The sequence below is a fragment of the Enterobacter cloacae genome (assembly GCF_011078175.1).
GTDB lineage: Bacteria > Pseudomonadota > Gammaproteobacteria > Enterobacterales > Enterobacteriaceae > Enterobacter > Enterobacter cloacae_Q.
Window position 1 is genome coordinate 38,359 of sequence record NZ_JAALCJ010000009.1, and the last position, 11,069, is coordinate 49,427.

The 11,069-nt window shown below is 55.9% G+C and carries 11 protein-coding genes; 1 reads left to right on the forward strand and 10 read right to left on the reverse strand.

The features are described from left to right. Position 1 precedes the first annotated feature (1 nt). From dam to G6Q29_RS18255, 9 genes are all read right to left on the reverse strand, one after another. A complete protein-coding gene (gene dam / locus G6Q29_RS18215) occupies positions 2 to 814 on the reverse strand; it encodes an adenine-specific DNA-methyltransferase (protein ID WP_006812227.1) in 813 nt (270 codons plus the stop codon). A gap of 67 nt (positions 815 to 881) precedes the next feature. Further along, positions 882 to 2,171: a cell division protein DamX gene (damX, locus tag G6Q29_RS18220; protein ID WP_165466530.1), complete on the reverse strand. Its 1,290-nt coding sequence runs from the start codon at positions 2,169 to 2,171 to the stop codon at positions 882 to 884. A gap of 92 nt (positions 2,172 to 2,263) precedes the next feature. Continuing rightward, positions 2,264 to 3,352, reverse strand: a complete 1,089-nt coding sequence (aroB, locus tag G6Q29_RS18225; protein ID WP_165466531.1) for a 3-dehydroquinate synthase — start codon at positions 3,350 to 3,352, stop codon at positions 2,264 to 2,266. A 57-nt stretch (positions 3,353 to 3,409) separates the two neighbouring features. Beyond that, positions 3,410 to 3,931 carry a shikimate kinase AroK gene (aroK, locus tag G6Q29_RS18230; protein ID WP_003861630.1) on the reverse strand — a complete coding sequence of 174 codons (522 nt, stop codon included), beginning with the start codon at positions 3,929 to 3,931 and terminating at the stop codon, positions 3,410 to 3,412. A 286-nt stretch (positions 3,932 to 4,217) separates the two neighbouring features. Next, positions 4,218 to 5,456, reverse strand: a complete 1,239-nt coding sequence (gene hofQ / locus G6Q29_RS18235; RefSeq protein ID WP_165466532.1) for a DNA uptake porin HofQ — start codon at positions 5,454 to 5,456, stop codon at positions 4,218 to 4,220. After that, on the reverse strand, positions 5,368 to 5,772 hold the full coding sequence (locus tag G6Q29_RS18240) for a HofP DNA utilization family protein (RefSeq protein WP_165466533.1): 405 nt from the start codon (positions 5,770 to 5,772) through the stop codon (positions 5,368 to 5,370). The genes hofQ and G6Q29_RS18240 overlap by 89 nt, the downstream gene beginning before the upstream one ends. Further along, positions 5,762 to 6,130 (reverse strand): DNA utilization protein HofO, encoded by a 369-nt coding sequence (locus G6Q29_RS18245; protein WP_242637228.1) that lies wholly within the window; start codon positions 6,128 to 6,130, stop codon positions 5,762 to 5,764. The genes G6Q29_RS18240 and G6Q29_RS18245 overlap by 11 nt, the downstream gene beginning before the upstream one ends. 87 nt (positions 6,131 to 6,217) lie before the next feature. Beyond that, complete coding sequence (locus G6Q29_RS18250; protein ID WP_165466535.1) at positions 6,218 to 6,712, reverse strand: PilN domain-containing protein; 495 nt, start codon at positions 6,710 to 6,712, stop codon at positions 6,218 to 6,220. Continuing rightward, complete coding sequence (locus G6Q29_RS18255) at positions 6,712 to 7,485, reverse strand: DNA utilization protein HofM (protein ID WP_165466536.1); 774 nt, start codon at positions 7,483 to 7,485, stop codon at positions 6,712 to 6,714. The genes G6Q29_RS18250 and G6Q29_RS18255 overlap by 1 nt, the downstream gene beginning before the upstream one ends. A gap of 120 nt (positions 7,486 to 7,605) precedes the next feature. Between G6Q29_RS18255 and mrcA the strand changes: the two genes are divergently transcribed. After that, complete coding sequence (gene mrcA / locus G6Q29_RS18260; protein ID WP_165466537.1) at positions 7,606 to 10,158, forward strand: peptidoglycan glycosyltransferase/peptidoglycan DD-transpeptidase MrcA; 2,553 nt, start codon at positions 7,606 to 7,608, stop codon at positions 10,156 to 10,158. Between the two features lie 94 nt (positions 10,159 to 10,252). Here the strand turns inward: mrcA and nudE are convergent, their stop codons facing one another. Further along, on the reverse strand, positions 10,253 to 10,813 hold the full coding sequence (nudE, locus tag G6Q29_RS18265) for an ADP compounds hydrolase NudE (RefSeq protein WP_165466538.1): 561 nt from the start codon (positions 10,811 to 10,813) through the stop codon (positions 10,253 to 10,255). Positions 10,814 to 11,069: the final 256 nt, after the last annotated feature.

The window sequence follows — 11,069 nt, forward strand, 5'->3', positions numbered from 1 at the left end:
CTCAGGGTCGATAAAGCGCCAGAAGTTCGTCCACCTTTTTACGTGTGCCGCCGTTGCTGCTAATGCTACGCCGCACTTTCACCTGAAAATGCTTCGCGGCTTTGTACCATTCGCGCGTATCAGGCGTGTCGTGATTCGAAATTAACACCGGAATTCTTTTACTGACCAGCTTTTCCGCCATTTCCGCCAGACGCGCCTGCTCGGCCGGGCTGAAGCTGTTGGTATGGTAGGCGGTGAAATTTGCCGTGGCGGACAGCGGCGCGTAAGGCGGGTCACAGTAGACCACCGAATTCACGCCCGCGAGCTCCATGCACTCTTCATAGGAGAGACAGTAGAACTCGGCATTCTGTGCTTTTTCAGCAAAGTGATACAGCTCGTCCAGCGGGAAATAGGGACGCTTATAGCGGCCAAACGGCACGTTAAACTCGCCACGCAGATTATACCGGCACAGACCGTTGTAGCCATGGCGGTTGAGATAAAGAAACAACAGCGCGCGACGGAACGGATCCTGGCTCTGATTAAACTCAGCGCGGAACTGATAGTAGACGTCCGGGTTGTTGTTCTCTGGCGTAAACAGCTTCCGCGCCTCTTCCACGTACTCATCGGTACGCAGTTTGACGATGTTATAGAGGCTGATGAGGTCGCTGTTAATATCCGCCAGGATATAACGAGAAAAATCGGTATTCAGGAACACCGACCCAGCCCCTACAAAGGGCTCGATTAGACACTCACCTTTCGGCAGGTGCTTTTTAATATCATCGAGCAGGGGGTATTTCCCCCCTGCCCATTTCAGAAAAGCGCGATTTTTTTTCATGCTGACTAACTGATTACACCTTCTCCGGCTGTGGAGAAAGCTCCGACAGCATCCTGCGCTTTAAACATTACTTCAGATCGGCCTGCACCTGATGAATCGGCTTCGCCCACGGGTTTTTCGCCTGCACATCGGCTGGCAGCGTGGAAACGGCACGTTTTGCTTCATCTTTGGAGGCATAAATACCACTCACCAGCACATACCACGGCTGACCGTTACGGGTCGTCTGATAAACCACGTAGTTTTTCAGATTCGATTTCTTCGCCCAGGCGTTGAGGTTGTCATAGTTAGACGAACTGCTCAGCTGAAGGGTGTAGTTGCTGGAAGAGGCCGACTGCAAAGAACCCACGTTACCCGTCGTTTTACCTGTTGCAGCGCCCGTTTTGGCTGCGGGAGCCGCAGGTGTTGTTGCAGCAGGTGCGGTTGTGGTCGCCGTTGCTTTCGGTGCAGTGGTGGCCGCAGGCGTTGGCGCTTTAACCGGCTGGCTTACCGCAGGTTTTGTCTGCGCTGGCGCTTTCGTTTCTGGCGCTTTTGCCACGGTCTGCGGTTTCGTCTCACGCTTTGGCTCAATCACAGCCTGCTTACGCTCCTGACGTGGCGCAGTCTGCGTCTGGCGAGGTTTGGTTTCCGTTGCCGCCGTTTGCTGCTGGGCATTGCTGCCATGCACTGGCGCAACGGTGGCGGGTTCAGTTGGCAGCGTGGAGTTCACCACGGCAGCGTTAACCTGCTCCTGATTCTGCGGCTGCATCAGCGCGTTGTTCAGATCGCCCTGAACTTCAACACGCTGTTGGCCTTCAGGCGTCGCAGGCGCCTGGCCCTGAGTCGGGGTAGCTGAGACCGGCGGCAGAGAGATATCCTGACCTGCGCTGGTGTTACCGGCGGTCTGCTCTGCGGAAGTGGTACCCGGCGCAGGCTGAGCGCCATTCGCCTGGTTGCTCGCATCATTACCAGACAGGTCGATGCTCTTCTCGGCAGACGCCGTCTGCTCGGTAGAATTGGTAGAAGGTGCTTTTAGCGCGGAACCAATGCCGACAATCAGCAAGACCAGCACCAGAACGCCAAGGCCCATCATGATGTACTGACGGGAGGCCGGTTTTGCCGCTGCCGCTTTTTTACGTTTGCGCGGACGACGTTCAACAGGCTGCTCAACCATTAACTCTTCTTCGGATTCATACTCCTCGTCTTCACGCTCATTTCGCGCGTTACGGCTACGCGAAGGGCGACGATCGTCTGCATCCAGATCGACATCGTCAAAGTTGATCTGCGGCTCGTTATCACGTTCTGAAGATTGACGAGAACGACCAGTACGACGATCGCTGGGATCGGGTTTCAGCTCGTCTTCTGGTTTGAATTCATCCATTTAACACCCCACTCAAAGGCTTCTGCCAACGACTCTGCATTTACCTGAAGCTAAAACGACCACCTGTTACAGCGGTCTGACCTTTCTAGTTGTTACGCCTGCTGACAATCAGCAATAGCGCCAAGTACGACTTCGTGCGGCACTCCGCCGCGCACTTCACTTTTCCCTATCGCAAGCGGGAGTACCAGACGCATCTCACCTGCCAATACTTTTTTATCGCGCATCATGTGGGGAAGGTACGCCTGCGCAGACATTTCCTGCGGACCACTCACCGGCAAGCCAGCACGTTTAAGCAACGCGATAATACGTGCTGTCTCTTCCGGCATGAACTGCCCCAGACGTTCAGAGGCACGTGCAGCCATGACCATACCGGCAGCGACAGCTTCACCGTGAAGCCAGTTACCGTAGCCCATTTCAGCTTCGATCGCGTGACCAAACGTATGCCCCAGATTCAGTAAAGCACGTAAGCCGTTTTCACGCTCATCTGCGGCAACGACTTCCGCTTTCAGCTCACAACAACGGCGAATACAGTAGGCCATTGCCTGCCCATCGAGGCGCAGCAGCGCATCCATATTCTCTTCCAGCCAGGAGAAGAACTCACCGTCAAGAATAATGCCGTATTTGATCACTTCTGCAAGGCCGGACGCCAGTTCACGCGCTGGCAAGGTTTTCAGACAGTCGAGATCCACCACCACCGAGGCAGGCTGGTAGAACGCGCCAATCATGTTTTTGCCGAGCGGATGGTTAACCGCCGTTTTACCGCCTACAGAAGAATCGACCTGTGACAGCAACGTGGTAGGAATTTGAATAAAGCGCACACCGCGCTGGTAGCTGGCGGCTGCAAAACCGGTCAGATCGCCCACAACGCCGCCGCCCAGGGCAAGCAGCGTTGTATCACGACCGTGCGGTTTTTGCAGAAGTGCGGTAAAGACGGTATCCAGTACCGTCAGGCTTTTGTACTGCTCGCCATCGGGCAGAATCACACTGTCGACCTTCACGCCGGCCTGCTCAAGCAGGTGACGTACACGGTCGAGATAAAGCGGAGCCAGCGTCTCGTTGGTGACCAGCATCGCCCGATCACCCGCTTTCAGTGGTAAGAAGGAAGCTGGGTCGTTAAACAAACCAGCCGCGATGGTGATAGGGTAACTACGTTCCCCGAGAGTAACTGTAATCCTCTCCATGACGCGACATCCACCTTAAATGCTTTTACCCGCAGGCGAGTGTATATAAAGCCAGAATCAGTTGCTTTCCAGCATATGAATAATCTGGTTTGCAACCACTTTAGCGCTTTGATCGTCAGTACGAATGGTCACATCAGCAATCTCTTCGTACAGAGGATTGCGTTCATCGGCCAAAGCTTCCAGAACTTCACGTGGCGGTGTTTCAACCTGCAACAACGGGCGCTTTTTATCACGCTGCGTGCGTGCCAGCTGTTTTTCGATGGTCGTCTCAAGATAGACCACTACGCCACGGGCGGAGAGACGGTTGCGGGTTTCGCGAGATTTTACAGAGCCGCCGCCAGTTGCCAGCACAATGCCCTGTTTTTCCGTGAGTTCGTTGATCACTTTTTCTTCTCGGTCACGGAAACCTTCTTCGCCTTCTACGTCGAAGACCCAGCCCACATCCGCTCCGGTTCGTTTCTCAATCTCTTGATCAGAATCGTAAAATTCCATATTGAGTTGTTGAGCTAACTGACGCCCAATAGTGCTTTTGCCGGCACCCATAGGCCCAACCAGAAAGATATTGCGTTTCTCTGCCATTTTTTCGGTACTACTAAGACTATTCGTTAATGGTAATCCCCGCTGCGCAGACACCTGGCGTAGCAGGACATGAACTGAAACCTCATTTGCAATAGAGCGAGAGTCAGACGAAAAATTATCTCAATACTCCGGCTTGTTTGGCAACTGATTAAATCATCGTTCCCGGCGCATAAGGAAATAAGACGTAAGTCCAACTCAAATCGGTACTCCTTGTATGCTAATTCATGCCCCACGTCAAACATCTGCAACAAACTGAATGCAAAATCATTGCGGGGATCGTTACCCATTAATGAATACTGACCAGACGTGGCGTGATAAACACCACTAACTCGCGCCGTTCGTTATCTTTTCCGTCATGGCGGAACAACTGTCCCAGCCACGGGATGTTGCCCAGCACAGGCACGCTATCGCGTCCGGTTTTATTCTTTTGCGAAAAGATCCCGCCCAGCGCGAGCGTTTCCCCACTTTTTACCTCAACCTGCGTTTCGATCTCCTGCTTATCGATCGCCAGCGTTTCGCCGTCTGCCTGTTGCAGCACCTGGCCGGGCATATTTTCACTGATATGCAGTTTCAGGCGCACGCGACCGCCCGGCAGAACCACCGGCGTGACCTCCATGCCTAATACCGCCTCTTTAAATTCAACGGATGTCGCCCCGCTCTCGCCGCTGGAAACCTGATACGGAATTTCGCTGCCCTGCTTGATGCTGGCCGGCTGCATGTGCGACGCCAGCAGCCGCGGGCTGGCGATGATATCCACCTGCTGCTTTTGCTCAAGCGCCGACAACTCAAGATCCAGCATCCTGCCGTTGATGCGCCCGATGTTAAACCCTGCGTGGGTGGTTGCACTGGCCACCGACAGGTCCGTACCCAGCGTCGTGACCTGGCCCACCTTACCGGCCTCCGTTGCGTCAGCGAGGTTCCATTTCACCCCCAGTTCACGCAGGCTTTTTTCACTGATGGTCACAATCTGCGCCGCCAGCTCCACCTGCTCGACGGGCAGATCCATCTGTGCTGCCCAGCGCTGAAGCATATCCACCACCGTCTGGTTATCCCTGACCAGAAAGCGGTTGGTTCGCTTATCGACGGAGAGACTGCCTTTCGGGCTTAAGAGTTTTTCCGCCGCTTTTTGCAATTCGGCCGCATCCGCATAAGCAAACGGAATGCTGTGAGAGTGCAGCGGGGCGTCGAGCAAACGCTGGGCCCGCTCCTGCTCTTTACGCGTCTGTTGCTCCCGTTGCCAGGCCGCCGTATGCACATAAAATATGCCGCCCTTTTCCTGCAATACCAGCCCGGCGCTGTTCACTACCGTCTGAAGCGCCTGCCTCCAGGGCACCCGCGTTAAATTCAGCGAAAGCGAGCCGCTGACATCCGGCGACACCACCAGATTGCGGTCCTCCTGCGCGACCAGCGCCTGTAAAACCTGCACCACCGGGACATCATCCACCAGCAGGGTGACCGGTTTTGGCGTCGCGGCCCACAGGGGATAGCTGAGTGCCGCCAGTAACAGCCCTGTCCTTATCTTCACTTTTTTTCGTTCCTTCTCGTTGCCATGTCCATTGCTTCGGCTCGCACATCTCGCCGACATCCACGGTCAGTTGTTGTTTGTCTATCGCGATAACGCGCCAGCCTGTCGGTAACCGCATCTGCGTTTTTACCCTGTACCAGCGTTTCTGTCCGTCCTGCATAAAGCCAATATCCCTGCTGCCGCTGACGACTCCCTGATATCGCCACTGGCTGAGCTGCCCGGCTGCGCAACGCTCTTCCGGCACAGAGAAGGGATCTCGCATCCCGGTCAGGAAAAGTGGAGAAAGCAGGATCAGCAACCGGGCTTTACTGCGCATGACCGATCTCCAGTTGCAGGTTGAGGCGTAGCCGTTTGCCCTGCGGGGTGATGGAAAACGCACTCACCCGCACGTTCTCAAGCGCCAGCCGGGAAAAGAGCGCCGGAACCTCGTCCCATGAGGCATCCAGCGCCAGCTCTCCCCCACTTTGCTGCGGCTTCCAGTACACCAGCCTTGCCTCCTCACGCTGGAATGCCAGGGGAGAAAAGGGCCGCGAGGGCGTCACTTGCGTAACCACAACTCGACGTCCGGCCTCTGGCCACAGCGAGGCGTTGAGTCGCTTCGCACTGCTGGCCTGCGCCTGAATATCGGCGTAATGCAGAGCAGCGGGCCTGAGCAGCAGTCCCCAAATTGCCAACGCAACAAGCCCCGACGCGATAAACCAACAAAGCACGCGCCGGGAAGGACGTGCATCACTCCAGCGTTGATACCAGATATCCACTGGCTACCTCCGGCTATGCAGCTGAAAAGAGAACATCCATCGCCCCTGACTATCCTGTTGCAGTTCGCCAGCCGGTCCGGGGTTAAACCCCGTCACCCTTTTCAGGGCATCGGTCATGGCGGCGAGCGCGGGCAGTGAGGTGGTATAACCGGTCAGCGTCAGCGAGGGGGGCTGATAACGCAGCGTCGTCAGCCAGGCCTGCCGGGGCATTGCGTCAGCAAGGGATTCCAGCGCGGGTTGCCATGCCACTGGCTCAGACGGCAGAGAAGGGGGGGTCAGCCCCGCAGATTGCGGCTGACGCGCTTTCAAGACCTTCTGCACCGCACGCATCCCCGCCAGTTCGCTCTGCAACGCCTGCAACGCGAGCGTTTTTGTCACCCGCAGACTGACGCCTCCCGCCAGCATTACCAGTAAAGCGGCGGTAAACAGCAAGCCCCAGAAACGCAGGTGCTGAATACGAAGTTGCCGACGCCAGGGTAAAAGATTGGGCATGCTCATTACGGCACCTCGCTCATGGCCAGCGCCAGGGCGACGGTGTAATCCGCACCGCATTCTGGAAGCGGCGGCTGACACAATTTCACTACTTCCCAGGGATCGCGAGCAGCATCAAACACGGCGATATCACAAGGAGAAAGCGCAAGCAGCGCCGCCAGCTCATTCACGTTCGCCGCTTCCGTGGTGTAACGCCGCCCCCACTGGTGACGCATCGCCCATAGCCACTGGTGTTCATCTCTCCAGGCCACGCACCGGGCGGGAGCAACAGCAGAGAGAAGATTAACCAGCGCACCGGCATCCGGGGCGATTGCGGCCAGACGCAAACGCAGCGCTTTCGCCAGCGACAACAGGGTATCGACCTCTCTGTTCTGCGCTGCGGTAACATGAAATGTGTTGCTGAACGTATCCTGCGCGTAGTCAAAGCAGAGCGTATCGGCAGGCATCTCCAGCTCTCGCGCTAATGTGGCGCCTACCCAGGTGAGTTGTTCACTGTCACGCAAGGTAACGGATGGACGAGGCAACGCGCGTTGCAGAACACGTGTTGACGGAAATGAGAGAAATACCCGATGCGAGTGCGGCAATGTTTTCCGCCAGCCGCGTAAGGCATTAACCAGTTGTTCTGGGTTAAGTATTTTTCCCTCCCCGATAATGGCATCTGACAGCGGCACCGCCCACCAGCGCCGTAAACGCCAGCCCGCCCGCTCTCTGGTCAGCGCGACAGCAACTACCTTATCCTGTTGAATATGAACGCCTGTTTGCCACGTTTTAAAAGCCATGCTTCACGATCTCCTTATCGCCCGTCAGAGTGACGGCTATATCAATGAATCAGGCTTGCCTTTATACTACCGCGCGATTGTTTAGAAACTGCCCAGGCTAAACCAAATGGGAAATCTCCGGTGAAGTTCGTAAAGTATTTATTGATCCTTGCAGTCTGTTGCATTCTGCTGGGAGCAGGCTCGATTATTGGTTTGTACAAATATGTCGAGCCGCAACTCCCTGATGTCGCCACACTTCGTGATGTGCGGCTTCAGATCCCTATGCAGGTCTATAGCGCCGACGGTGAACTGATGGCGCAATACGGCGAGAAACGTCGTATCCCACTGACCTTAAATCAAATTCCACCCGTGATGGTGAAGGCGTTTATCGCTACCGAGGATAGCCGTTTTTACGAGCACCACGGTGTCGATCCGGTCGGTATTTTCCGTGCGGCAAGCGTAGCGCTGTTCTCCGGTCATGCCTCTCAGGGGGCAAGTACCATTACCCAGCAGCTGGCGCGTAACTTCTTCCTCAGCCCGGAAAAGACGCTGATGCGTAAGATCAAAGAGGTGTTCCTCGCGATCCGCATTGAGCAACTGCTGAGCAAAGACGAGATCCTGGAGCTTTACCTCAACAAGATCTATCTGGGCTACCGCGCCTATGGCGTAGGGGCAGCGGCTCAGGTCTATTTTGGTAAGCCGATCGATCAGCTCACGCTAAGCGAAATGGCGACCATTGCCGGCCTGCCAAAAGCGCCATCTACGTTTAACCCGCTCTACTCGCTGGATCGCGCCACCGCGCGTCGTAACGTAGTGTTGTCGCGTATGTTGAGCGAAGGCTACATTAGCCAGTCTGATTACGATCGGGCGCGCAGTGACGTTATTGACGCCAATTACCATGCACCGGAAATCGCCTTCTCTGCACCGTATCTCACTGAAATGGTTCGCCAGGAGATGGTGAGTCGCTACGGTGATAAAGCGTATGAAGATGGCTATCGCGTCTATACCACCGTGACCCGCAAGGTGCAGCAGGCAGCCCAGCAGGCGGTGCGTAATAACGTGATGGATTACGATATGCGTCACGGCTATCGCGGCCCGTCCAACGTGCTGTGGAAAGTGGGCGAAGGGGCATGGGACAGCAAAAAAATCACTGACTCCCTGAAAGCGCTCCCGGCCTATGGGCCGCTGCGTCCGGCGGTCGTCACCCAGGCCGATCCCCAGGAAGCGGTGGCGATGATGGCCGATGGCACATCCGTATCGCTGCGCATGGAGGGTGTCCGCTGGGCGCGTCCGTACCGTTCTGACACCCTTCAGGGACCTACGCCGCGCAAAGTGACCGATGTGGTACAAACCGGACAACAAATCTGGGTACGTCAGGTAGGTGATGCCTGGTGGCTGGCGCAGGTGCCGGACGTCAACTCGGCTCTGGTCTCTATTAATCCGCAAAACGGTGCCGTGATGGCGCTGGTTGGCGGGTTCGATTTCAACCAGAGCAAGTTTAACCGCGCGACCCAGGCGCTGCGTCAGGTCGGTTCAAACATCAAACCGTTCCTGTATACCGCAGCGATGGATAAGGGACTGACGCTCGCCAGCATTCTCAACGACGTGCCAATCTCCCGCTGGGATGCCGGTGCGGGGTCTGACTGGCAGCCGAAGAACTCACCGGCGCAATACGCTGGCCCTATCCGTCTTCGTCAGGGGCTTGGTCAGTCTAAAAACGTGGTCATGGTTCGCGCGATGCGTGCGATGGGCGTTGATTATGCGGCAGAGTATCTGCAACGCTTCGGCTTCCCGGCGCAAAACATCGTACATACCGAATCTCTGGCACTCGGCTCCGCGTCCTTTACGCCGCTCCAGGTCGCGCGCGGCTATTCGGTGATGGCGAACGGCGGCTTCCTGGTCGATCCGTACTTCATCAGCAAAATCGAGAACGATCAGGGCGGCGTGCTGTTTGAAGCGAAACCGAAAATCGCCTGCCCTGACTGCGATATTCCCGTGATTTACGGCGACACGCCAAAATCCAATGTCCTGGAAAACAAGGATATGGAAGATGTGGCGATCTCGCAGGAACGTCAGAGTCTGACGGTACCGCAGCCTCAGCTGGAACAGGCCAATCAGGCGCTGGTCGCCCAGAGTGGCGCGCAGGAGTATGCCCCACACGTGATCAGCACGCCACTGTCGTTCCTGATTAAGAGCGCACTGAACACCAACATCTTTGGCGAACCGGGCTGGCAAGGCACCGGCTGGCGAGCGGGCCGCGATTTGCAGCGTCGCGACATCGGCGGTAAAACCGGGACAACCAACAGTTCAAAAGATGCCTGGTTCTCAGGTTATGGCCCGGGCGTTGTCACCTCCGTCTGGATTGGTTTTGACGATCACCGCCGCGATCTGGGACGCACCACCGCCTCTGGCGCGATTAAAGATCAGATTTCCGGTTACGAAGGCGGCGCGAAAAGTGCGCAACCAGCCTGGGATGCATACATGAAAGCCGTTCTCGAGGGCGTACCAGAGCAGCCGCTAACGCCTCCGCCGGGCGTTGTGACGGTGAATATCGACCGCAGCACCGGACAGCTCGCGAATGGCGGTAACAGCCGTGCCGAGTATTTCATCGAGGGTACGCAGCCAACCACGCAGGCAGTGCATGAGGTGGGGACAGAGATCATTGATAACGGCGAGACGCACGAGCTGTTCTGACGCCAACAAAAAAGCCGGGTGGCGACTACGCCTGACCCGGCCTGCAAAGTCCATGCAAAACGGCAACCTTCGGTTGCCGTTTTTAATGGTGACGCTACAAACGCCCCTGCCCCTTCAGCCACTCACGCACCAGGAACAGTGCGCTCACGTTGCGCGCCTCGTTAAAGTCAGGATCTTCCAGCAAATCCATCAGATGAGCCAGCGGCCAGCGAACCTGCGGCAGCGGTTCCGGCTCGTCTCCTTCCAGCGATTCAGGATAGAGATCTTCCGCGACAACAATGTTCATTTTGCTGGAGAAATAGGATGGCGCCATGCTCAGCTTTTTCAGGAACGTCAGCTCTTTCGCGCCAAAACCGACCTCTTCTTTCAGCTCCCGGTTTGCCGCTTCAAACACCGTTTCGCCCGGATCGATCAGTCCTTTGGAGAAGCCCAGCTCGTAGGATTCTGTGCCCACGGCGTATTCACGAATGAGGATCAGGTGCTCGTCAACGATGGGCACGATCATCACCGCTTCACGCGAGGAGGGGCGCATACGCTCATAAACACGACGCACACCGTTGCTGAACTCCAGATCCACGCTTTCGACATTAAACAGACGCGATTTTGCGACGGTTTCAACATTCAGAATGATGGGCTTTTGTAAGGGTTTGGTCATCTTGACGGGTCTTTGCTGGGTGAACTGGCTTTATTGTGCGATACGCCGCACGGTTTCGGCAATGTCAATTGCTCTTTATTTACATTTATGCAACGTAACTTTTGGTGATTCTCATTTCAAAACAAATGTCAAGAGGTTGAAATGTTTCCAGGAATTTGCTGATATCGCGCCGGAACAGGCTTTGTTATCATTATCGGTCACTGGGATGCGCGTCAACATGCTCAAGTTAGACTCCATACTTGCCGATAGCCGACCA